This is a genomic window from Flavobacterium segetis, assembly GCF_900129575.1.
GTDB classification, from domain to species: domain Bacteria; phylum Bacteroidota; class Bacteroidia; order Flavobacteriales; family Flavobacteriaceae; genus Flavobacterium; species Flavobacterium segetis.
In genome coordinates, this window is record NZ_FQWE01000001.1 from 18,496 (window position 1) to 41,413 (window position 22,918).

Sequence of the window (22,918 nt, forward strand, 5' to 3'; positions counted from 1 at the left end):
TTTAAATAAAATACCCTTTCAAACCTAGTATTGAAAGGGTATTAGTATTTACAAAAAAAGGTATTAAATACCAGCAATTGCCTTTATTTCGTCAATGATTCTTTCTGCTAATGCATCAGCTTTTTCTTGAGAAGAAGCTTCAGTATAAATGCGAATAATAGGTTCTGTATTTGATTTTCTAAGATGAACCCAGTTTTCGGAAAAGTCAATTTTCACACCATCAATGGTTGTAATATCTTCATTTTTATATTTTTCTGTCATCGCAAAAAGGATCGCATCAACATCGATTTGAGGTGTCAATTCAATTTTGTTTTTACTCATATAATATTCTGGATACGAGGCACGCAAAGCTGAAACCGTCATTTTTTTGTAGGCTAAGTGCGTTAAAAACAACGCTACTCCCACCAAACTGTCACGACCGTAATGCAACTCAGGATAAATAATACCGCCGTTTCCCTCGCCACCTATTATAGCATTGTTCTTTTTCATTAATTCCACTACATTCACTTCGCCTACGGCACTGGCTTCATAGCTTCCCTTATGTAAATTAGTCACATCACGCAATGCGCGAGACGAGGACATATTTGATACCGTATTTCCTGGCGTTTTGCTCAATACATAATCGGCGCAAGCCACTAATGTATATTCTTCACCAAACATTTCACCGTCTTCACAAATGAAAGCCAAACGATCTACATCAGGATCTACCACAATTCCTAAATCAGCTTTTTCTCTGACAACTAATTCGGAAATATCTGTTAAATGTTCTTTTAACGGTTCTGGATTGTGTGGAAAATGTCCGTTTGGTTCACAATATAATTCAACTACCTCAACACCCATTAATTCCAATAATCGTGGAATAATAATTCCACCCGAAGAATTTACACCATCAACAACAACCTTAAATTTAGCTGCTTTTACAGCATCAACATCTACCAGAGCCAAGTTCAATACTTCATCAATATGAATATCCATGTAAGCATCATTTATCATTATTTCCCCTAAATCATCTACATTAGAGAAATCAAAAGCTTCCACTTCTGCAATGGCAAGGATTTTTTCACCTTCTGCACCATTTAAAAACTCTCCTTTTTCATTTAATAATTTCAACGCGTTCCATTGTTTGGGGTTGTGCGACGCCGTGAGAATTATTCCACCATCAGCTTTTTCAAGTGGTACTGCAACCTCAACTGTTGGCGTTGTAGATAATCCTAAATCAATAACATCAATCCCTAAACCAATTAAAGTGTTCACTACCAAATTGTGAATCATAGGCCCAGAAATACGAGCATCTCTGCCTACAACTACTGTTAATTTTTCTTTTCCGCTATACGCTTTTAACCAAGTTCCATAAGCGCTAGCAAATTTTACGGCATCAACCGGTGTCAAGTTATCACCCACTTTCCCTCCTATTGTTCCGCGAATTCCTGATATTGATTTTATTAATGTCATTTGTATGTTTTTAAATTTCTACAGTTGATTTTGTCTCTATCGACAAATATAAGACTTGGTGGTTTATAAAAGTCTCGAAAATTAAAAAAGTAGAATTAAAATTCTTATTTTAGACGAATGAATTTTTTAGCGCATATTTATCTTTCTGGTGACAATGATTTACTTAAAATTGGCAATTTTATGGCCGATGGAATTCGAGGGAAACAATTTGAAAGTTATCCCACAGAAATTCAAAAAGGAATTATTTTACATCGTGCCATTGACACTTTTACTGATTCACATCCTATTTTTAGAAAAAGCACAAAACGACTTCACGAAAATTATCACCATTATGCAGGAGTAATTGTAGATATTTTATACGATCATTTTTTAGCTAAAAACTGGGGTAACTATTCAAATGTCAAATTAGAGGATTTTGTTAATCAATTTTATAATTCTCTTCATGAGAACAAGAATTTATTATCAGATCGTACTATTGTTATTATGCCAGTCATGATGAAGGAAAATTGGTTGTATGTTTATCATTCGATTGAAGGAATCAATCATATTTTAACTCAAATGGATCGACGCACAAAAAATCAATCTAAAATGCGCTTTGCAACTAATGAACTTGTAGAATTCTACTCCGAATTTGAAGAGGAATTCTCCCTGTTTTTTACCGACATCATTTTATTTTCAAACGAAAAAATTAAAACTTTATGAATAAAATTATTCTTTTGATTGCCTTAGGATTTTTGAGCTGTAAATCAAACGATAAAGTAATTGAAACCACCGGTTTAGTCACTACAAAAGCAATGGTGGTTTCTGCTCGTGAGGAAGCATCTCAAATAGGAATTGAAATCATGAAGCAAGGTGGAAACGCATTTGATGCGATGATCGCAACAGAGTTGGCTTTAGCTGTTGCACATCCACAGGCAGGAAACATAGGTGGTGGTGGTTTTATGGTGTACCGAAAAGCAAATGGGGAAACTGGTGCAATTGATTACAGAGAAAAGGCACCTATGAATGCTACTAAAGATATGTTTTTGGACAAGAAAGGAAATGTGATAACTGGAAAAAGTACTGAAACAGCATTAGCTTCAGGAATCCCTGGAACGATCGCTGGTATTTTTGAAGTACATAAAAAATTTGGTTCAATGCCAATGAGCGAAATATTAAAACCAGTCATTGCACTTGCAACAAAAGGAGTTGTCGTGACAAAATTTCAAGCGGAAAGTTTGAATAGTAATAGAAAAACATTTATCAAACGAAACGGCGCTAATAGCTTGTTTTCCAAATTATATAAAGAAAATGATACTATTAAATATGCTGCACTTGCTTCAACTTTGCAACGAATTGCAAATAACGGAAAAGAAGAATTTTACAGTGGTGAAACAGCTCAAAAGTTAGTTTCTTTTTTGTCTAAAAAAGGAGGCAACGCAACAATTGAAGATTTTAAGAAATACGAAGCGAAGTGGCGAAAACCAATCACATTTAAATATAAAAAATTAAAAATTACATCAATGTCGCCACCCAGTAGCGGTGGTATTTGTTTGAATCAAATCATGAAAATGATTGAGCCTTATAATCTCTCTAAAATGGGACACAATAGCCTCAAAGTAATTCAGGTGATAACAGAAGCTGAACGCAGAGCGTATGCAGACCGAAATTATTATTTGGGAGATCCTGATTTTGTACAAATACCCGTTCAAGAATTATTAAGTCCCTCCTATTTGGAAAAAAGGATGAAAGATTTTTCATTTGATGAAGCTACTAAATCATCAGCTATTTCCCGTGGCGAAATAAAAGGTTATGAAAGCAATCAAACAACACATTACTCTATTGTAGATGCAGAGGGAAACGCAATATCAGCCACGACAACTTTAAATGATAATTATGGTTCAAAAATATATTGTGATGAATTAGGTTTCTTTTTGAACAATCAAATGGATGATTTTAGCGCTAAAGCTGGCGCACCTAATCTTTATGGATTAACTGGTAGTGAGGCAAACAGTATTGCTCCCGAAAAAAGAATGCTGAGTTCTATGACGCCTACAATTGTAGAAAAAAATGGTAAACTTTTTATGGTAGTTGGCACTCCTGGCGGTTCTACAATAATTACTTCCGTTTTGCAAACCATATTAAATGTTTACGAATTTGGTATGACCATGCAACAAGCAGTTGATGCACCCCGTTTTCATCATCAATGGCTACCGGACGAAATTACGGTAGAACCCAATTCATTTTCTAAAGAGCTGATGGCAAATTTGAAGAAAAAATCATATTTCGTTAATGAAAAAAATAAAGAAATAATAGGTCAAGTGGATGCCGTACTCGTTTTACCAAATGGACAATTAGAGGGCGGTGCTGATAAAAGAGGAGATAATAAAGCCGTTGGTTTTTAAAAAACAATCAAATGAACAAAGTAATTATAATTTTTATTTTTATTTCTTTTGGATGCTATAGTCAAAAGACTCCTGCAAGGCCAACGGGATTAGTTGCAAGCAAAGCGATGGTAGTTTCTGCTCGTGAGGAAGCATCAAAAATTGGTATCGAAATCTTGAAAAAAGGAGGAAATGCTTTTGATGCTATGATTGCCACTGAACTAGCTTTGGCAGTTGCTTATCCTTATGCAGGAAATCTTGGTGGAGGTGGTTTTATGGTGTATAGAAAAGCCAGTGGAGAAATAGGCTCTTTAGATTATAGAGAGAAAGCACCATTAGCCGCTACCAAAGATATGTTTCTTGATGAAAAAGGAAATGTGATTAAAGGAAAAAGTACAGAAACGGCCCTGGCTATAGGAATTCCTGGCACAATAGCGGGTATATTTGCCGTTCATAAAAAATTAGGCTCTTTGCCAATTGCAGAAATTCTGAAACCTGTGATTGCACTTGCAGAAACAGGAATTATTGTTACTAAAAGACAAGAATCGCGTTTAAATGACTACCGTTCGAAAATTATAAAAGTAAATGGAGACAAAACATTATTTGCAACGGTTTATAAAGAAAATGATATTATAAAATATCCTGCGCTTGCAGCTACCTTAAAACGGATTTCAAAAAATGGTAGAGATGAATTTTACAAAGGAAAAACTGCCGAAATTCTGGTAAAATTCCTCCGTGAAAAAGGAGCAATAATTACAATGAAAGATTTAGCTAAATATGAGGCTAAATGGAGGAAGCCATTAACTTTTGATTATAAAGATTTACATATTATATCAATGGCACCGCCCAGCAGCGGTGGAATATGCATGGCTCAAATATTTAAAATGATAGAACCTTTTGACTTAGCTACAATGGGGCACAATTCTACAAATTCAATTCAAGTGATTGTAGAGGCCGAACGAAGAGCCTACGCCGACAGAAGTTACTTCCTTGGAGATCCTGATTTTATAAAAATTCCTTTAGAAACTTTAATGTCACCTACTTATTTAAAACAAAGAATGTCAAATTTTACCTTTGACAAAGCAACCTTGTCATCCACAATCAAAGAAGGAAAAGTAAATCTAAACGAAAGCACTGAAACTACACATTATTCTATAGTGGATCAATTTGGTAATGCAGTTTCTGCAACGACGACTTTAAATGATGGCTATGGTTCCAAATATTATTGTGATGAATTAGGTTTTTTTCTAAATAATGAAATGGATGATTTTAGTGCCAAACCGGGCGAGCCTAATATGTTTGGTTTAGTTGGAAATGAAGCCAACAGCATAGCACCTCAAAAAAGAATGTTGAGTTCCATGACGCCAACCATCGTCGAAAAAAATGGAAAACTGTATATGGTAGTAGGTTCACCGGGCGGCTCCACGATCATAACATCAGTTTTGCAAACAATTTTAAATGTTTATGAGCATAATTTAAGCATGCAAGAAGCGGTAAATGTACCTCGATTTCATCATCAATGGTTGCCGGACTTAATTACTTTTGAACCAAAAACATTTGACAGTACAACTTTTGAGAATTTAAAATTTAAAGGCTACATCATAAATGAGAAAACGACTCCAGTGATTGGAAAAGTAGACGCTATTTTAGTTTTACCAAATAAAACCCTAGAAGGAGGAGCTGATTTTAGAGGTGACGATAAGGCTGTTGGTTTTTAAATAGAAAAGCGAATTTTTATTAACTGCTAAAAAATTGATCGAAATAGGACCAGTTTTAACGAACCACTAGTAATTTTATCTAGCGACAGAGGTATAAAAAGAAATCCTTAAAAATTTATTATGGGCATAAAATATGGTAATTTTGCACCCCGGCTAAAAAATTAAAATGCTAAAAAAATATATATCCAAATTCCAAATAATTATTGCTATTGCGCAATCGCTGTTAAGTCCGAAACAATTTATTTATTTGTCGGCGGTTTTAGTTGGTATTTCATCCGCATTAGCTGTAATAGTATTGAAAACATTTGCTCACTGGGTTTTTTCATTTGCCACCTACGTAAGCGGAATTCTAAAATTTGGCTTTTTAAATAGTATTTTACCAATAATAGGAATAGTTTTGACTGTTTTTGTTGTTCAGCGACTCTTAGGAGGAACTATACAAAAAGGTACGTCTCAGATCTTGTATGCTGTTGCAAAAAAAGCAAGTATTATACCTCAGAAACAAATGTATGCGCAAATACTTACGAGCTCGTTAACTGTAGGATTAGGAGGGTCAGCAGGCTTAGAGAGTCCAATTGTTGTAACTGGAGCTGCATTTGGTTCAAACTATGCACAAAAATATAAATTAAGCTACAAAGACCGAACTTTACTCATTGGTTGTGGGGTATCTGCAGGAATAGCGGCCGCATTTAATGCACCAATTGCTGGTGTTTTGTTTGCCGTCGAAGTTCTTTTAGTTGACGTAAGCATTGCGGCATTTACACCAATCATGATTGCTGCTGCAACCGGCGCTTTAGTGTCTGTGATTGCATTAGACGAAACCATTTTACTCTCTTTTAGACAACAGCAAAGTTTTGATTATCACAACATAGCGTATTATTTAATGCTTGGTGTGATAACCGGCTTAATATCTGTTTATTATTCGCGAAATTTCCAGAGAGTAGAGCATTATTTTAATGAATTAAAAATTTCACCGTTCAAAAAAGCATTAATTGGATCATCTATTTTAGCAGTTCTTATTTTTATTTTCCCAACTCTTTTTGGAGAAGGATATGAAAGCATAAAGACTTTGTCTAACGGAGATCCTGGCTTATTATTAGAAAACACTTTATTTAGCAGTTTTCGGGATAACAGCTGGGCACTTTTGCTTTTTGTAGGTTGTACAATGATGATAAAAGTTTTTGCAACAGGGATTACTCTCGGTAGTGGTGGTAATGGTGGTAACTTTGCCCCATCCTTATTTTTAGGTTCTTATTTGGGCTACTTTTATGCTAGTTTTCTTAACCTTACTGGTCTTTCAAAATTACCTGTGAGTAATTTTTCATTAGTAGGAATGGCAGGAATTTTAAGTGGATTATTTCATGCTCCGTTGACTGCAATTTTCTTAATTGCCGAAATAACAGGTGGCTATAGCTTGATGATTCCTTTGATGATTGTATCTTCAATAAGTTTTGCTATTTCGCGTCGTTTTGAAAAACATTCTATGGACGTAAAAACATTAGTGCAAAAAGGACATGCTTTTACAAGTAATAAAGATACTAATGTACTTGCAACTCTAGAAACAAACTCAATTATTCAAACTGATTTTTTAACGGTCTCAGCAGGTGAAAATCTAGAAAAGCTTGTTGATTTAATTTCACATTCCAATCAAGTTATTTTTGCTGTCGTGGATAAGGATAAATATCTGCTAGGCATTGTTCATTTTAATACAATCAGAGAAATTATTTTTAACACATATAGAGTTAAATATACAATAGTTCAGGACATAATGCTACCTATTAGCGAAGTGGTTACACCAAGCGAAAGTATGGAAACAGTTATGAATAAGTTTGAAAGTTCTAAAGTTACATTTTTACCAGTGCTTAAGGAAGGTAAGTATTATGGCTTTATTTCTAAATCTAATGCGCTCGAGGCCTACAGAACAAAATTGAAAGCCATGACAATCGATTAAAAAAACAAGAAAAAAATATACAAGAAAAAGTGTCTAAAAAGCTGCTCTGTAAAAATTACATTATTTTTCTACTGATTGATAAGCATGAATTTTACCTAACATTACGTTTTCTAAACTATTATTTATGAGCGCTTTTTAATAAAAATAGCTGCAACAACAAAATAATATTGATCTTTCAAAAAAGCAAAAATAAAAAAATTACAACTTTTTGCTCGAAACGTTACTCGAAAAATAAAAGTTTAGATTACTAAAAGAAACAAGTGATATATTTTTTTAATCGTAAAGATCAAAAGTAAAAAAAATACAGACCTATAAGCCGGATTCTGTCTCCAATAAATTGAAGCCTTATCATTTATCTAGATCATACATTACTGTATGACTCAAGCTATCTACCCTTCAGCAACGAACGAGACGCTCTTAAATGCTGATATACTTGATATTTCACCGCATAGAGTTTACCTGGTTTCACTACAGCATTACCTGTACATACTTTCTGTTGCACTTGTCCTAATCTATTTTGAAAAATTCAAAACAAACCGACGGGTGTTACCCGCTATGCTTCCCTATGGTGTCCGGACTTTCCTACTCATCTTTAAAATGAGTCGATAAGGCGGTCTGTTGTGCAAATTTACATTAATTTTTTTTCTAGAAACTAATTTTGAGTTCTTAGTTTAAGTCTCTTTACTATCCTTTTCATTTCAAAATAGTTATCTTTATAGATAATCTAAAAATAAAGAAATTATGTCCTATATGTACCATTATTGTAGTGTCTCTAAAGCTTTAGAAGAATTAACTAAGAATGGATATACCTATGATTTTAATATTCACGATAAGGAAATTATAGCGAATCCAACTCATTTTGAAATTCAGCATATTTATCGATACGAAGGAGATAGTAATCCTGATGATGAAGCAATAGTTTACGGCATTAAGTCAATCGATGGTTTATGTGGCGTGTTTGTAACTGGTTTTTCAGCTAATTCACAAACCGACGCGTCTCAAATTTTAATAGACATCAGCATCAAGGGCCGATAAACTGATACTTTCTGCGAAAAAAATCAACTACTACGAACACATCCAGAAATGTAAAGACTATTGCTGATCTGACTTTCACATCAATTTTATTTTTCATTATTTATACAGATTAACTATTTTTTTAACAAAATAAAACGGTTGTTAGCGTTACAACAAAATCGAATAATTTCGAAATATAATTCACTAATTTTAAAATAGATAACAGATATTTTACAATTTAACATTTTGCAACCAAATTATATCTTTTAATTTTCTTTATTTGCGCAAAAAATGATATGAAATTAAATATTAAAATCTGCTTATCGTTTATAGTTGTCTTGTGTTGCAATTTTACTTTTAGCCAGACTACGAGCTATCATATTTCATTTCCCAATACAAAGCAATTCCATAAATTCTTCAGCTATTCTCAGCAAAGTTATCCATTGGTGAGTGCGCACCGGGGTGGACCAACGAGAGGATTTCCTGAAAACTGTACGGCAACTTTTGCTAATACCATAAAATATATTCCCGCCATTATCGAGACTGACATTGCTATGAGTAAAGACTCAGTTCTTGTCATGATGCACGACAATACATTGAATAGAACTACCACCGGGACAGGAAAAATTGGAGATTACACTTATAATGAGTTAAAACAGCTGTTTTTGAGAGATAATGAAGGAACTGTAACTGAATTCAAAATTGAAACATTAGACCAAGTTTTGCAATGGGGTAAAAACAAGGTCATTTATACCTTAGATATTAAAAGAGGTGTTCCCATGAAAATGATTGTTGATGCCGTAAGAAAAAATAAAGCAGAGCGAAATACCATAATCATTACGTACAATGCTAATCAAGCAGCAGAAGTTTCAAAACTAGCTCCTAACTTGTTAATTTCAGTTTCAGCACGAGGAAAAGAAGATGTAGAACGTATGGAAACACTTGGCGTAAAAGCAGAAAGAATGGTTGCATTTGTAGGAACAGCTGAACCTAAAAAAGAAACTTACGACTATTTATCCAGTAGAAAAAATTTCTTCTATTTTAGGAACGATGGGAAATATTGACAAAAGTGCTGTTGCAAAAGGAAACGATATCTATTATAAATTAATTCAAAACGGCGCGACAGTACTGTCATCAGATCGACCTATCGAAGCCGGACAACAATTAGCAAAATATATTTTAGACAAAAAGATAAAATCGAAATATATTAATTTATCGCAGAATTAAATTTACATATTTTAATATTTTTTATCATTTCAGCAAGACTTCAGTTGAAATATTAAAGGCTAAGTAATCAAAAGTGCTTTACTAAAAAAAATATCGTATAAAATGGATTTTAAAACTAATTATAAAGCTCGTTGAATTTCACAAGGAATAAAAAATTATCTCAGATTACAGATTAAATTTTTCCTTAAAAAACTTACTTCCATAAATTTTACAATACCCAATTTATAAACTATATTTGCTTTCGAATTAAAATTCTATGGAACAATTTGTAGTATCGGCACGTAAATATCGTCCTCAAACTTTTAAAGATGTTGTGGGACAAAAAGCAATTACCAATACTTTATTGAATGCTATAGAAAGCAATCACCTTGCCTCTGCCCTATTATTCACTGGACCTCGTGGAGTTGGAAAAACAACTTGTGCACGTATTCTAGCTCGTAAAATAAATCAGCCCGGATATGACGATCCAACTGAAGATTTTGCTTTTAATGTTTTTGAGTTAGATGCTGCTTCTAACAACTCAGTTGATGATATTAGAAGTTTAATTGACCAAGTTAGAATTCCGCCGCAAACCGGTCAATACAAAGTTTATATTATTGATGAGGTACACATGTTATCTTCGGCAGCTTTTAATGCATTTTTAAAAACATTAGAAGAACCGCCAAAACATGCTATCTTTATTTTGGCAACTACTGAAAAGCATAAAATTATTCCAACAATTTTATCACGTTGTCAAATATTCGATTTCAAAAGAATTACTGTAAAAGATGCCAAAGAACATCTTGCTGAAGTTGCTACAAGCCAAGGAATAAATTTTGAAGATGACGCTTTGCATATTATAGCTCAAAAAGCGGATGGCGCAATGCGCGATGCTTTATCGATTTTTGACAGAGTCGTTTCGTTCTGTGGTAAAGATTTAACTCGTCAAGCCGTAACTGAAAACTTGAATGTTTTGGATTACGAAACCTACATCAATGTTACAGAATTAATTTTAGAAAACAAAATTCCAGAATTACTACTTGCATTCAATGAGATTCTTGCAAAAGGATTTGATGCACATCACTTCGTATCAGGTCTAGCCTCGCATTTTAGAGATTTGTTAGTTTGTAAAACTCCCGCAACCTTAACGTTGCTAGAAGTGGGCGAACAAGCTCAAAAAATGTATGGTGTTCAAGCTCAAAAATGCAATCCAGAATTTTTACTTAAAGGAATTGAAATAGCTAATGATTGTGATTTGAAATACAAATTAAGTCAAAATCAACGACTACTTGTTGAACTTTGTTTAATGCAATTAGCCTCTATCACATTTGATGGAGAAAAAAAAAAGCTGAGCAATTTATAATTCCGCCTACTTATTTTAAAAAAAATGATTACTCAATTGTTAAGACCAATTCGGTTTTAACCCCTGAGGATAAAACTATTAATACGACTACTAAGATCTCCCTAATTGAGAAAGTAGAACAAAATTCAACTACAATTAAGGACATTCCAGCTCCAATTCCTACAATTCAACATAAGGTTGCCGACTCTAATGAACCAAAAATTTCAGCGTTTTCATTGTCAAGTATTCGTGCTAAGAAAGCATTAGAAGAAAGCAATAAAGGAATTGTCAAAGAAATTACTCACTTGCCTACGGAAGCTTTTGGAGAAACTGAGATGCTGTTGCAATGGAATAAATATGCGCAGTGTTTAGGGGACAAAGGCTATAAAATTATGGAGTCGTTGTTATTAATAAATGATCCAAAGCTAAACGGAACTGCAATTACTCTTGAATTACCAAATGAAGGTTCTAAACTTGATTTTGAAAAAGAATTAAATGGACTTTTAGGACACTTGAAAGGACATTTGCACAATCACGATATTACGATTGAAATAATTGTCAATGAAAGTATAGAAACTAAAAGAAGTTTCAACGATCAAGATCGTTACAATAGATTACACCAATTAAATCCAAATATTGAACTTTTAAGATCAACATTTGGTTTGGATTTAGATACTTAACAGATAAATCGCTTATTTTACCTAAATTATTTTAAAGCAATCCTCTATAGTCAAACAAATTAGTTAAATTGCTTATTATCAATTTATATTAGAATTAATTTCTTTTAAAAAAGAGTTAATTAATGCTATATTCAACTCCTGATACAATCAAAATTTGACAAGATTGACGATTGTAATTCTCCTTCCTTATTCATTCATTCAAAAGTTTACGCTACTAATTTTTCGACCGAAATTTAAATAAACTGTGTAATTCAAGTTTGAAATAATTATTTCACTTATCTTTGTTAACTGAATGGTTAAACTATTTAATTAAATCAAATGGATAATTTAAAATCAGAAAATACAGAAATTGAAATACTAAATGCGGCAAAAGCAGTTTTTCAGCAGAAAGGAATGGATGGTACTAGAATGCAGGAAATTGCAGATAAGGCTAAAATAAACAAAGCCTTGCTTCATTATTATTTCCGAAGTAAACAACTGCTATTTGAGGCAGTATTTTCGAGTGCATTTTCTCTTCTTGCACCGCAACTGAACACTATTTTAAACGATGAAAGTGACCTATTTGAAAAAATCATAAAGTTTACAAATAACTACATTTCATTTGTAATTGAACATCCTTATTTACCCAATTTTGTAATTCAGGAACTCAACAGAAATCCGGAATTTAGTAACAAACTACGCGTAAAAGAAAATTTTCCAACCATAGATAAATTCAAAATTCAAGTTTCAATCGCCATCGAAAAAGGAATCATTAAGCCTATTGAAACCGAACAATTATTTATCAATATTATGTCTTTGAATGTATTCCCTTTCATCGCTGAACCACTACTAATGGCTCTAACAAACACAGATAAAGAAAACTACAATCAATTACTACAAAATCGCAAAACTGAAGTTTCCTCTTTTATTATCAATAGTATTAAAATGTAGAAAATGAAAAATAAACTCCTCTTATTGTATCTAATCTTCATTCCCATAATTTCATATGCACAACAAAATTTGACATTAGAAGAGTGTTACAATTTAGTTGTAAAAAACTATCCATTAGCTAAACAAACACAATTACTACAATTAAAATCAGACCATGAAATTGAGTCACTTAATATAAGTAAATTACCTAAAATTGATCTTAACGCACAAGCAACTTATCAGTCAGACGTAATCGGATTTCCTATAGCCATTCCGGGAATTTCCCCTATAAACAAAGATCAGTATAGAGCAACCGTAGATGTTAATCAGCTTATTTATAATGGCGGAATGATTGAGGCTAATGCCACATTAAAGCAAGCACAAACCAAAACACAGCAACAGCAGGTGGAAGTTTCTCTATATCAATTAAAAAGCAGGATCAATCAATATTATTTTGGGATTTTATTATTACAAGAAAAGAAATCCTTATTGATTTCAAAAAATAAATTGCTTTTATCTAAGGTAAAAGAAGTACAATCAGGAGTGAAATTTGGTGCTATCCTTCCCGCTTCTGAATTAATTTTAGAAGCTGAAATATTAAAAATTAAACAGCAAATCACCGAAATACAATTCGAAAATACAAAAATGATTCAAAACTTATCGGAACTCACATTTACACAGTTCGAATTAGATATAGTACTTGCTCAGCCTCAATTTATTCATCAAAGCGTTGTTGTACGACCCGAAATTATTTTTTACGATTTACAAAATCAACAGATAGATTTGACTAAAAATACATTAGTTAAATCTACACGTCCTAAAATAAATGCTTTTGGCCAAGGAGGATACGGAAATCCTGGATTAAATATGTTAGATAATTCTTTTCAGCCCTTTTTTGTAATTGGTGTAAAAGCCAATTGGAATATACTTGATTGGGGTAAAAATAAAACTGATCAAAAAGTTTTAGAAATTTCAAAAGCTATTATTGGTACGGAGAAAGAAACATTTGAATTGAACAATAAGATGCAGTTACAGGAAATGGAAAGCGATATGAATAAAATGAAACAACTTTTACAAACTGATGACGAAGTAATCGTTATTAGAGAGAAAATTCTTGCCTCAGCTAATGCTCAAATGAAAAATGGAGTCATTACAACTTCTGAATACCTTGTAGAAGTTACTAACTTATTCGAAGCAAAAAACAGTCTAAAAACACATCAAGTTCAAATGGCTGCAGCCAAAGCAAATGTGGAATTAATAAAAGGAAGATAATCAGCATCCAGAAAAATCATAAAATGAAAAAAATAAACATAGCAATTTTAGCACTTATGGGAATAATTTCCTGTAGTAAAAATAATGAGAAAGCAGACGGTTACGGAAATTTTGAGGCAACAGAAATTACAATTTCCGCTGAATCTAATGGTAAAATTGACTTCCTAAAAGTAGAGGAAGGCGATTTATTAGAATCACAAACCCAAGTTGGTTTAGTTGATACGCTCCAATTGTATTTGACAAAACAGCAATTGATAGCTTCAAAAAGCACTATTTCATCTAAGTCGGCAAATGTTTTATCTCAAAAAAGTGTTTTAGCAGAACAATTAAAAACAATTCAGTTAGAAAAAAACAGAATCCGAAGTATGTATGCCGAAAATGCAGCAACTAAGAGACAAGTCGATGAAATTGATGGAAAAGTCAAAGTTATTGAAGCACAAATAAAAAGTGTAGGTACGCAAAACGCTCCTATTCTAGGCGATTTGAAAGCTGTCGATGCGCAAATTGATAAAATAAACGATCAAATTGAAAAAAGTAAAATCGTAAATCCTATCACAGGAACAATCCTTACGAAGTATGCAGAGCCAGGAGAAATAACGGCTTTTGGCAAACCATTATATAAAATCGCTAATATTTCAGAAATGACTTTAAGGGTTTTTGTGAGCGAAATCCAGCTGCCACAGCTAAAAATTGGTCAAGAAGTAACGGTAAAAATTGACGATGTAGAGCAAATGAAATCCTATAAAGGAAAGATATCAGCAATTGCAACGCAAGCCGAATTCACTCCAAAAATTATCCAAACCAAAGAAGAAAGAGTTAATCTCGTTTATGCTGTAAAAGTAAAAGTAAAAAATGACGGTAGTTTGAAAATAGGAATGCCAGCAGAAATGTGGATCAAGTAAAACGCAATAAATCTAAAACTAAAATCTATTATTATGAAAAAGATAATCTTATTCCTTACCGTTTTAACTTTAATAAGCTGTAAATCGGTTCCATTGCAAGCTATAAAAACAATGAATTTGAAAGACTTGCACACGGAACAAAAAGAGGTTCAAACAGCCCTTTTATTTGCTCCATCTGAAAACAAAGTAGTATCACTGCAAATTGCTAAAGGAAAACAATTATCAGAACATATTACTAAAGTGCCTGCTTTATTAGTTTGTGTATCTGGAACTGGAAGTTACGGAGATGAAAGAGGAAGAAAATTAGATCTAAAATCAGGCGATTATGTGAAAATTGAACCCAACATAAAGCATTGGGTAAATGCATTTGAAAATAGTAATTTCTTATTGATTAAATAAATGAGTATTAAAGTCCAAAACATATCAAAATCCTATAAGACGGCAAAAGCGGTTAAAAATGTTTCATTTGAAGTGAATAGAGGCGAACTTTTTGGCCTAATAGGACCTGATGGTGCCGGAAAAACAACTCTTTTTCGAATATTAACAACTTTGTTAATTGCTAACGAAGGTAGGGCCTCTGTGATGGGCTTTGATGTTGTAAAGGATTATAAAGCCATAAGGAATTCTGTGGGATATATGCCTGGAAAATTTTCGTTATACCAGGATTTAACTGTAGAGGAAAACCTTACTTTTTTTGCAACTATATTTGGCACCACAATCCAAGAAAACTACGATTTAATAAAGGATATTTACATTCAAATAGCACCTTTTAAAAACCGTCGCGCTGGCGCATTATCAGGCGGGATGAAGCAGAAATTAGCCTTGTGTTGCGCACTAATTCATGCTCCAAAAGTTTTATTTTTAGACGAGCCTACCACTGGTGTTGATCCTATTTCTAGAAAAGAATTTTGGGAGATGCTGAAACGCTTGCAGCAAAAAGACATTACCATTTTAGTTTCGACACCCTACATGGATGAGGCCTCCTTATGTGATCGAATTGCATTGATACAAGATGGTCAAGTCCTAAAAATAGATTCTCCTGAAAATATTATTAAAAATTATAATAAAATAATTTATGATGTTGCTACAAAAGATACGCACGCCTTAATTCATGATTTAAAAAATTATCCAAGTCAGTATAGTGTTAACGCTTTTGGGGAATACATTCATTATATTGATAAAGAAAGCGATTTCAATACTAAGGAATTACAAAAATACCTTCAAAATAAAAAGCATATCAATATAGAAATTAAACAGGCACAAATTACTATCGAAGATGTATTCATGGATTTATAATTTACAATACTGAAATTAAAATAAGCCAAGTGGATTAATTTAAACAAGAATACTTTTAAACTAAAAATGGAAAAAGAAAAAATAATAGCTGTAAAAAATTTAACTAAAAAATTCGGCGACTTTGCTGCTGTAGATGACATATCTTTTGACGTTTATAAGGGAGAAATATTTGGTTTTTTAGGTGCTAACGGTGCAGGAAAAACAACTGCAATGAAAATGCTGATAGGAATTTCTAGTCCAACAACGGGCGATGCAACTGTAGCTGGATTTGATTTACATAGTCAATCAGAAATGGTTAAAAAAAACATAGGCTACATGAGTCAAAAGTTCTCAATGTACGATGATTTAACAGTAAAAGAAAATATCATTTTTTTTGGAGGGATATATGGTTTGTCAAGAGCCAAAATAAAAACAAAAATAGCCTCACTTGTCAAAGAATTGCAAATAGAAGACATCATTAACAGCTTAGTAGGCTCATTGCCATTAGGCTGGAAACAAAAACTATCTTTTTCTGTCGCTTTATTGCATGACCCTCAAATTGTTTTTCTCGATGAACCTACGGGTGGTGTTGACCCTATAACCAGAAGACAATTTTGGGAAATGATCTACACTCAAGCTTTTAAAGGGACAACTATTTTTGTAACAACTCACTACATGGACGAAGCCGAATATTGTGATCGAGTTTCGATCATGGTTGCAGGTAAAATAGAAGCTTTAGACACTCCAAAAAAGCTAAAAGAACAATTTAAAGTAGATTCTATGAATGATGTATTTTTAAAATTAGCTAGAAATATTGAATAGTGTCGCGTATGAAGGATTAAGTATGAAGGATTAAGACTTTATCAGAATGAATAATAATAATAATAAAAACTTATAATACACTATTTTAAAATTCACGATAACATCAAGGACTATATAATCTGTAAAATCTGTGTTACTGTGTTTAAAAAGTATAAAAATTTGGACCTCGGTAGCTCAGTGGTTAAAATCACTTTAAAAAAATCTGCGAATCTGCGGTCATGGTAAATTTTTAATAATCTGTGTTTGAAAAAATAGTAAAAAACTTAGTGCCCTCGTGGTTATAAAAAATATTATGAAAAGATTCATCGGTTTTATAAAAAAAGAATTCTATCACATTTTTCGTGACAAACGATCCTTGTTTATCCTTTTTGGTATGCCAATTGCCCAAATTTTACTTTTTGGTTTTGCTATAACAAACGAAATTAACAATGTTGATATTGCCATTTTAGATCATTCTAATGACGTAGAAACTCAAAAAATAATAAATAAAATAAAGTCATCTCCTTATTTTAATGTTGAAAATCAAATTCAATCGGAAAGAGAAATAGAATCCGAGTTTAAAAAAGGAAAAGTAAAAGCAGTTCTTATTTTTGAACCCGATTTTAGTAAAAATTTAGTTACTAAAAAGGTTGCAGTAATACAAGCTGTTACTGACGCTACGGAACCTAACGTTGCTAATACAATAGCAAATTATACTGCAGCAGTGATCCAGAATTATCAATTACAAAAAAAACAAGCAACTATAAGTCAAGTAAAAGTCGATGTACAATCGAGAATGTTTTACAATCCAGAACTAAAAAGTGTTTTTAATTTTGTTCCCGGTGTAATGACTGTTATTTTAATGCTTGTTTCAGCGATGATGACCTCTATTTCCATCACACGAGAAAAGGAGTTAGGAACTATGGAAATACTTCTCGTTTCGCCGTTAAAACCATTTCAAGTAATTGTTGGCAAGGTTTTTCCGTATATTTTTCTCTCTATTATTAATGCTATAGTAATATTACTGCTGGGATATTTTGTTTTTAAAATGCCTATCAATGGAAGTCTTTTTCTTTTGATGTTTGAAAGTATTCTTTTTATCATCTCGGCACTTTCTTTAGGAATATTAATTTCTACAATATCTGATTCGCAACAAACTGCTATGATGCTATCACTTATGGGTTTAATGTTACCAGTAATTATTTTATCAGGCTTTATATTTCCAATAAATAGCATGCCAATGCCAATGCAGATTATTAGCAATATTATTCCTGCAAAATGGTTCATAATCATAGTAAAAGCTATTATGCTAAAAGGAGTTGGCATACAATATATTTGGAAAGAAACCTTAGTATTAATCGGAATGACTGTATTTTTTATTGCGCTAAGTATAAAGAAATATAAGATTAGACTTGAATAGTATTGTCCCAATATTTACAATAAAAAACTTCTAAATGAAAACAATTATTTTCATCATACAAAAAGAATTTAAGCAAATTTTTAGGGATAAAAATATGCTCCGACTTATATTCATATTACCTATTTTGCAATTGTTAATATTATCAAATGCAGCGACTTTCGATGTTAAAAACATCAATATTACGATCGTTGACAATGATCAAAGCCCAAGATCACGGGAATTAATTCAATCATTTAGAGCATCCACCTACTTTAAAATGACTGCTCCCTTTTTCTCTGAAAAAGAGGCAATTGAAGAAATGCAAAAAGGAAATACAAGTATAATTATAAATATTCCAGTACATTTTAATCGTGATATGCAAAAGGAACAAAAAACAAATATTTCAGTTATTATAAATGCGATCGATGCAGCAACTGCGGGGGTTGAGAATGTTTATGTTTCACAAATAATAAATAACTACAACAAAAATATTCAAACCCAGTCGAAGTCTTTCTCAAATACTACAGAAATTGCTGAAAACATACTTGTTATCCCCTCTTTTTGGTACAATAAAACTTTAAATTACAAAACATTTATGGTACCTGGAATTTTAGTATTATTAGTGACAATGCTCACCTTATTTCTATCCTCGATGAACATCGTAAAGGAGAAAGAACTAGGAACATTAGAACAAATTAATGTTACACCAATAAAAAAACATCAGTTTATCATTGGAAAACTTTTTCCGTTTTGGATCTTAGGATTAGTTATATTAACTGTTGGTTTACTAATTGCAAAATTAGTATTTGATGTTCCTATGTTGGGTAATATTTTGGTGGTATATCTTTTTACGGCGGTTTACTTGCTTTTAGTGTTAGGAATAGGTCTTTTCATATCTAACCATACCAATACTCAGCAGCAAGCTATGTTTATAGCTTGGTTTTTTATGGTTATTTTTATCTTGATGAGCGGCTTATTTACTCCCATTGAAAGTATGCCAATATGGGCACAAAATGTAACATTAATTAATCCTATTCGCTATTTTGTGGAAGTTATGCGTATGGTAATGCTTAAAGGCTCTGGGTTTTTTGACATTGTGCCACAGTTCGCCATCATCAGCGGCTACGCTATCTTGATGAATGGATTAGCAGTGTGGAGCTATAAGAAAACAAATTAAAATTTACTTATTTTTACATCAAATGAGATTATTAACTGCGATATGGAATTAAATAATAAAATTAACAAAGACTTAATTTTACGCGAAAAATTAGCGTTACAAAGAACAAATTTAGCTAATCAAACTACTTTTCTTTCTTTTTTGAGAACAGCATTATACTTTATGGTTGCCGGCTTGAGTATTAGAAATTTGATGAACGTGGAAAATAGTCTATATATAGAAATTGTCTTTTTTCTAACAGCTGCTTTACTATTCTTTTTCGGAATTTTTAGTTTTGTAAAAAATAAAAAATCAATTTCTGAAGATGAAAAGCATATCGGAAATTATCAAATGGAATACTATAAAGAGTAAAAGCTCTTTTTTGTTATTTACCTATATGCAAGGAAATAACTAAATTAATAACAATTACACATAATTTATAATTATCTACATCACAATGACACCTACTAAATCCTCAAAGAAAAAAACTATTCAAAATATTATATTTATTATATTTCTGGGGTTATTGCTATTTAGCCCTCTAGGTACTTTTATCAAAGTTCAGATAAACCGACTTATAGTCTTTTCACCTAAAACCATACAAGTACAAGATCAAAAAATGCTTTCGTCTTATCAGTGGCAGTTATTAGATGCTAATGGAAAACAAGTTTCTCTAAAAAATTACAGGGGTAAAGTAATCTTTATTAACTTCTGGGCAACTTGGTGTCCTCCTTGTATTGCAGAAATGCCAAGCCTTCAAAAACTATATAACGATTACCAAGATAAAATTGTATTTTTATTCGTTACCTCTGATTCATTCAAAAAATCAAATGCTTTTTTAAAAAAAGAAGAATTGGATTTACCAATTTACCAAGCGATCACAAAGCCACCGCTAGAAATGGAATCATCAACAATACCTGCAACTTATGTTATAGATAAACAAGGAAATATAATAGTTGCTAAAATCGGTACTGCAAATTGGAATAGTGATTCTTTTAGAGATAAATTAGATTATTATCTCAAAAAATAATTGTTAAATTCACTATTATAAGTGATAAAAAGATGTTGTTAAGTATCGTATAATCAGAAATAAAACAACTCCAATTAATATTAAAGTGAATGCACAGCTAATTAAATTCAGTATTGCATTTGGTATAAATCGCAAATGACGATGCGTAAGAACTGGTTCGCGATGCAGTCTTTTATGAAGATTATCCTTTAATATTTTAATTTGCTTCTTGATACCTTATCTATTTTACAAAGATTTTTACTACCATCAAAATTTTGAAAAACATTTGCCTTTTCAATACACTAAAGTACACAATATTTTAGAGTAAAAACTGGCTAATTTGTTAAAAATAAATCAGCAAAAAAGCCGACTCAAAAACATCTGAGTCGGCTTTTAAACATTGAAAATAACATTACAATATATAATCCGTATTGATAAAGTTTGATTCTTTACTATCTAATAACGCTTGTAGAATTTCGTTATTATAATTATTATCCTTAGAAGCTACAAAAGTTCTTATCGAAAATGATCGCAAGGCGTCATGAATACTTAATGTGCCCACGGCAGAATCCTTCCTTCCTGTAAACGGCAGTACATCAGGCCCTCTTTGACAAGAACTATTTAAATTTACTCTACACACTAAATTTATTAATGTATCTATCAGTGGAGCGATAGTTTTTATGCTATTACCGAACAAACTCACTTGTTGACCGTAATTTGAATCAGCCATATCATCCAGTGGCTCTTGAATATCTTTAAATGAAATAATAGGCACTACTGGTCCAAATTGCTCTTCATGATACACACGCATTTCCTTATTTACTGGATATAATACAGCAGGAAATATATAATTATCAGTTCTTACACCACCTTTTTCATTAATAATAGATGCTCCTTTGCTTATAGCGTCATCAATTAATCCTTGAATGTATTCTGGTTTATCTTTTTCAGGTAATGGAGTCAACATCACTGCTTTGTCCCATGGATTTCCAAAAACAAGAGAGTCTACTTTTGCAGCAAAGCGTCTATTAAATTCATCAGCAATTGTCTCGTGCACGTACAAAACTTTTAAGGCTGTACAGCGTTGACCATTAAAAGATAAACTTCCCGAAATACATTCTTGTATAGCTAAATCTAAATCAGCATCTGGTAATATTATTGCGGGATTTTTAGCTTCTAATCCAAGAATTAAACGCAATCTGTTTTTATTAGGATGTTGGTCTTGTAACGCAATTGCAGAGGTGCTGTTTCCAATTAAAGCTAATATATCAACCTTTCCAGATTTCATTATTGGAGCAGCGACTTCGCGTCCACGTCCATAAACAATATTGATCACGCCTTTTGGAAAACTATTTCTAAACGCTTCTAACAATGGCGAAATTACTAAAACACCGTGTTTAGCAGGTTTAAAAATCACAGGGTTTCCCATAATTAGGGCGGGAATAAGTAATGAAAACGTTTCATTCAACGGATAGTTGTAAGGTCCAAGGCACAAAACAACTCCTAGAGGTCCACGACGAACCATGGCATTTATCCCTTGAACTTTAGAAAAGTGAGCACTTCGACTATTTAATTCTTTAAGACTGTTGATTGTATCATATATGTACTCTACAGTTCTATCAAATTCTTTTTCAGAATCTGGTAATGATTTACCTATTTCCCACATCAAATACTTTACAACTTCAGTTCGAGTTGTCTTCATTTGAGTAACGAAGTTAGTCATACATTTAATTCTGTCTGCTACTTTCATAGTTGGCCACAAGCCTTGACCTTTATTGTAGGCATTACTAGCTGCATTAACTGCTTCTAATGCTTCTGCTTCTCCCATTGAGGGAATGGATCCAAGAATTGTTGTTGCATATTTTTCAGTTGATGAAATAGTTGAAAAAACGGCAGTGGTTTGGCCTTCCCATTTTTTTAATTCACCATCAACTAGATAAGTATCTTGATTTAATAAATTTTTAATTTGATATTCTTCTGGAATTAAATTCATAATTTAGGTTCGTTTTTTTTTTAATTTAGTTATGATGAAGTTTTTCTTTAAGTCTTATGGCACCACTACTTCTCCCTGCCAGCCTACTATTCCGCCGGATAAGTTATACGCATTTTTAAACCCTAGTTGATTCATGATTTCGCAAGCTTTGGCACTTCGCATTCCAGAGCGACAATAAACATAGTAGTTTTTAGTTTTGTCTAACGCATCAATTGTATTTACAAATTCTTGTCCGCTTTGAATATCTACGTTTAATGAATGAGCAATCATTCCTTCGCTAAATTCACCTTCAGTTCGAACGTCTAAAATAACTGCATTTGGGTCCGTATTTAATTGTGATACCCACTCCTCTTGTGTTAAATTCATGATTATCTTTTTTGTAAAAATACAATGTTTTTAACAAACAATTTATGTAACAGTTGTTAATAACAGCATTAATCTAAGAAATCGTTTGCGAAAGACATTAAGTATCAACT

At 32.4% G+C, this 22,918-nt stretch carries 22 protein-coding genes and 1 other RNA gene; 19 read left to right on the forward strand and 4 right to left on the reverse strand.

The features are described from left to right. Window positions 1–63 precede the first annotated feature (63 nt). Window positions 64–1,452, reverse strand: coding sequence for a phosphoglucosamine mutase (gene glmM, locus BUA99_RS00090; protein WP_072986606.1), 1,389 nt, complete (start codon window positions 1,450–1,452; stop codon window positions 64–66). A gap of 117 nt (window positions 1,453–1,569) precedes the next feature. Here glmM and BUA99_RS00095 point away from each other — a divergent pair, with 117 nt between their 5' ends. From BUA99_RS00095 to BUA99_RS00110, 4 genes are all read left to right on the forward strand, one after another. Next, entirely contained in the window at window positions 1,570–2,154 is a 585-nt protein-coding gene (locus BUA99_RS00095) for an acyl carrier protein phosphodiesterase (protein WP_072986608.1), read from the forward strand. Beyond that, window positions 2,151–3,836 (forward strand): gamma-glutamyltransferase, encoded by a 1,686-nt coding sequence (gene ggt / locus BUA99_RS00100; protein WP_072986610.1) that lies wholly within the window; start codon window positions 2,151–2,153, stop codon window positions 3,834–3,836. Before BUA99_RS00095 ends, ggt (BUA99_RS00100) begins: the two co-directional genes overlap by 4 nt. An 11-nt stretch (window positions 3,837–3,847) precedes the next feature. After that, window positions 3,848–5,533: a gamma-glutamyltransferase gene (gene ggt / locus BUA99_RS00105; RefSeq protein ID WP_072986613.1), complete on the forward strand. Its 1,686-nt coding sequence runs from the start codon at window positions 3,848–3,850 to the stop codon at window positions 5,531–5,533. Between the two features lie 166 nt (window positions 5,534–5,699). Next, the gene (locus BUA99_RS00110) at window positions 5,700–7,484 is read left to right on the forward strand and encodes a chloride channel protein (RefSeq protein WP_072986615.1); all 1,785 of its coding nucleotides are present in this window, start codon (window positions 5,700–5,702) and stop codon (window positions 7,482–7,484) included. A gap of 296 nt (window positions 7,485–7,780) precedes the next feature. On the opposite strand, the gene rnpB is transcribed toward BUA99_RS00110, so the two are convergent. Further along, window positions 7,781–8,106, reverse strand: an RNA gene (gene rnpB, locus BUA99_RS00115) — RNase P RNA component class A. 119 nt (window positions 8,107–8,225) lie between these two features. Between rnpB and BUA99_RS00120 the strand changes: the two genes are divergently transcribed. From BUA99_RS00120 to BUA99_RS00185, 15 genes are all read left to right on the forward strand, one after another. Beyond that, window positions 8,226–8,519, forward strand: coding sequence for a hypothetical protein (locus BUA99_RS00120; protein WP_072986617.1), 294 nt, complete (start codon window positions 8,226–8,228; stop codon window positions 8,517–8,519). A gap of 275 nt (window positions 8,520–8,794) precedes the next feature. Beyond that, window positions 8,795–9,562 (forward strand): glycerophosphodiester phosphodiesterase family protein, encoded by a 768-nt coding sequence (locus BUA99_RS00125; RefSeq protein ID WP_084673439.1) that lies wholly within the window; start codon window positions 8,795–8,797, stop codon window positions 9,560–9,562. Further along, entirely contained in the window at window positions 9,549–9,725 is a 177-nt protein-coding gene (locus BUA99_RS15050; RefSeq protein ID WP_159430918.1) for a hypothetical protein, read from the forward strand. Before BUA99_RS00125 ends, BUA99_RS15050 begins: the two co-directional genes overlap by 14 nt. Window positions 9,726–9,981: 256 nt before the next feature. Beyond that, a complete protein-coding gene (dnaX, locus tag BUA99_RS00130) occupies window positions 9,982–11,067 on the forward strand; it encodes a DNA polymerase III subunit gamma/tau (RefSeq protein WP_072986622.1) in 1,086 nt (361 codons plus the stop codon). A gap of 215 nt (window positions 11,068–11,282) precedes the next feature. Next, window positions 11,283–11,726 carry a hypothetical protein gene (locus tag BUA99_RS00135; RefSeq protein WP_072986625.1) on the forward strand — a complete coding sequence of 148 codons (444 nt, stop codon included), beginning with the start codon at window positions 11,283–11,285 and terminating at the stop codon, window positions 11,724–11,726. A 318-nt stretch (window positions 11,727–12,044) separates the two neighbouring features. Next, entirely contained in the window at window positions 12,045–12,656 is a 612-nt protein-coding gene (locus tag BUA99_RS00140) for a TetR/AcrR family transcriptional regulator (protein ID WP_072986628.1), read from the forward strand. Between the two features lie 3 nt (window positions 12,657–12,659). Further along, window positions 12,660–13,907 carry a TolC family protein gene (locus tag BUA99_RS00145; RefSeq protein ID WP_072986631.1) on the forward strand — a complete coding sequence of 416 codons (1,248 nt, stop codon included), beginning with the start codon at window positions 12,660–12,662 and terminating at the stop codon, window positions 13,905–13,907. Between the two features lie 23 nt (window positions 13,908–13,930). Continuing rightward, window positions 13,931–14,809 carry an HlyD family secretion protein gene (locus BUA99_RS00150; protein WP_072986633.1) on the forward strand — a complete coding sequence of 293 codons (879 nt, stop codon included), beginning with the start codon at window positions 13,931–13,933 and terminating at the stop codon, window positions 14,807–14,809. Between the two features lie 33 nt (window positions 14,810–14,842). Next, window positions 14,843–15,208 (forward strand): cupin domain-containing protein, encoded by a 366-nt coding sequence (locus tag BUA99_RS00155; RefSeq protein WP_234972862.1) that lies wholly within the window; start codon window positions 14,843–14,845, stop codon window positions 15,206–15,208. After that, a complete protein-coding gene (locus BUA99_RS00160) occupies window positions 15,209–16,105 on the forward strand; it encodes an ABC transporter ATP-binding protein (protein WP_072986639.1) in 897 nt (298 codons plus the stop codon). Window positions 16,106–16,171: 66 nt separating this feature from the next. Further along, entirely contained in the window at window positions 16,172–16,906 is a 735-nt protein-coding gene (locus BUA99_RS00165; RefSeq protein ID WP_072986641.1) for an ABC transporter ATP-binding protein, read from the forward strand. A gap of 292 nt (window positions 16,907–17,198) precedes the next feature. Beyond that, window positions 17,199–18,305: an ABC transporter permease gene (locus BUA99_RS00170; protein ID WP_072987675.1), complete on the forward strand. Its 1,107-nt coding sequence runs from the start codon at window positions 17,199–17,201 to the stop codon at window positions 18,303–18,305. 34 nt (window positions 18,306–18,339) lie between these two features. Continuing rightward, window positions 18,340–19,461 (forward strand): ABC transporter permease, encoded by a 1,122-nt coding sequence (locus tag BUA99_RS00175; protein WP_072986644.1) that lies wholly within the window; start codon window positions 18,340–18,342, stop codon window positions 19,459–19,461. A 42-nt stretch (window positions 19,462–19,503) separates the two neighbouring features. Continuing rightward, on the forward strand, window positions 19,504–19,812 hold the full coding sequence (locus tag BUA99_RS00180) for a DUF202 domain-containing protein (RefSeq protein WP_072986647.1): 309 nt from the start codon (window positions 19,504–19,506) through the stop codon (window positions 19,810–19,812). A gap of 85 nt (window positions 19,813–19,897) precedes the next feature. Further along, window positions 19,898–20,470 carry a TlpA family protein disulfide reductase gene (locus BUA99_RS00185; RefSeq protein ID WP_072986649.1) on the forward strand — a complete coding sequence of 191 codons (573 nt, stop codon included), beginning with the start codon at window positions 19,898–19,900 and terminating at the stop codon, window positions 20,468–20,470. Window positions 20,471–20,861: 391 nt separating this feature from the next. Here the strand turns inward: BUA99_RS00185 and BUA99_RS00190 are convergent, their stop codons facing one another. Together BUA99_RS00190 and BUA99_RS00195 are read right to left on the reverse strand one after the other, a co-directional pair. Next, window positions 20,862–22,442, reverse strand: coding sequence for an NADP-dependent glyceraldehyde-3-phosphate dehydrogenase (locus BUA99_RS00190; RefSeq protein WP_072986651.1), 1,581 nt, complete (start codon window positions 22,440–22,442; stop codon window positions 20,862–20,864). A gap of 54 nt (window positions 22,443–22,496) precedes the next feature. Further along, window positions 22,497–22,808 (reverse strand): rhodanese-like domain-containing protein, encoded by a 312-nt coding sequence (locus tag BUA99_RS00195; RefSeq protein ID WP_072986654.1) that lies wholly within the window; start codon window positions 22,806–22,808, stop codon window positions 22,497–22,499. Window positions 22,809–22,918 lie beyond the last annotated feature (110 nt).

What these genes read in the sequence shown, in the direction of transcription:
- glmM (WP_072986606.1), bottom strand. Translation starts at nt 1,452, where the DNA reads ATGACATTAATAAAATCAATATCAGGAATTCGCGGAACAATAGGAGGG.
- BUA99_RS00095 (WP_072986608.1), top strand. Translation starts at nt 1,570, where the DNA reads ATGAATTTTTTAGCGCATATTTATCTTTCTGGTGACAATGATTTACTT.
- ggt (WP_072986610.1), top strand. Translation starts at nt 2,151, where the DNA reads ATGAATAAAATTATTCTTTTGATTGCCTTAGGATTTTTGAGCTGTAAA.
- ggt (WP_072986613.1), top strand. Translation starts at nt 3,848, where the DNA reads ATGAACAAAGTAATTATAATTTTTATTTTTATTTCTTTTGGATGCTAT.
- BUA99_RS00110 (WP_072986615.1), top strand. Translation starts at nt 5,700, where the DNA reads ATGCTAAAAAAATATATATCCAAATTCCAAATAATTATTGCTATTGCG.
- BUA99_RS00120 (WP_072986617.1), top strand. Translation starts at nt 8,226, where the DNA reads ATGTCCTATATGTACCATTATTGTAGTGTCTCTAAAGCTTTAGAAGAA.
- BUA99_RS00125 (WP_084673439.1), top strand. Translation starts at nt 8,795, where the DNA reads ATGAAATTAAATATTAAAATCTGCTTATCGTTTATAGTTGTCTTGTGT.
- BUA99_RS15050 (WP_159430918.1), top strand. Translation starts at nt 9,549, where the DNA reads ATGGGAAATATTGACAAAAGTGCTGTTGCAAAAGGAAACGATATCTAT.
- dnaX (WP_072986622.1), top strand. Translation starts at nt 9,982, where the DNA reads ATGGAACAATTTGTAGTATCGGCACGTAAATATCGTCCTCAAACTTTT.
- BUA99_RS00140 (WP_072986628.1), top strand. Translation starts at nt 12,045, where the DNA reads ATGGATAATTTAAAATCAGAAAATACAGAAATTGAAATACTAAATGCG.
- BUA99_RS00145 (WP_072986631.1), top strand. Translation starts at nt 12,660, where the DNA reads ATGAAAAATAAACTCCTCTTATTGTATCTAATCTTCATTCCCATAATT.
- BUA99_RS00150 (WP_072986633.1), top strand. Translation starts at nt 13,931, where the DNA reads ATGAAAAAAATAAACATAGCAATTTTAGCACTTATGGGAATAATTTCC.
- BUA99_RS00155 (WP_234972862.1), top strand. Translation starts at nt 14,843, where the DNA reads ATGAAAAAGATAATCTTATTCCTTACCGTTTTAACTTTAATAAGCTGT.
- BUA99_RS00160 (WP_072986639.1), top strand. Translation starts at nt 15,209, where the DNA reads ATGAGTATTAAAGTCCAAAACATATCAAAATCCTATAAGACGGCAAAA.
- BUA99_RS00165 (WP_072986641.1), top strand. Translation starts at nt 16,172, where the DNA reads ATGGAAAAAGAAAAAATAATAGCTGTAAAAAATTTAACTAAAAAATTC.
- BUA99_RS00170 (WP_072987675.1), top strand. Translation starts at nt 17,199, where the DNA reads ATGAAAAGATTCATCGGTTTTATAAAAAAAGAATTCTATCACATTTTT.
- BUA99_RS00175 (WP_072986644.1), top strand. Translation starts at nt 18,340, where the DNA reads ATGAAAACAATTATTTTCATCATACAAAAAGAATTTAAGCAAATTTTT.
- BUA99_RS00180 (WP_072986647.1), top strand. Translation starts at nt 19,504, where the DNA reads ATGGAATTAAATAATAAAATTAACAAAGACTTAATTTTACGCGAAAAA.
- BUA99_RS00185 (WP_072986649.1), top strand. Translation starts at nt 19,898, where the DNA reads ATGACACCTACTAAATCCTCAAAGAAAAAAACTATTCAAAATATTATA.
- BUA99_RS00190 (WP_072986651.1), bottom strand. Translation starts at nt 22,442, where the DNA reads ATGAATTTAATTCCAGAAGAATATCAAATTAAAAATTTATTAAATCAA.
- BUA99_RS00195 (WP_072986654.1), bottom strand. Translation starts at nt 22,808, where the DNA reads ATGAATTTAACACAAGAGGAGTGGGTATCACAATTAAATACGGACCCA.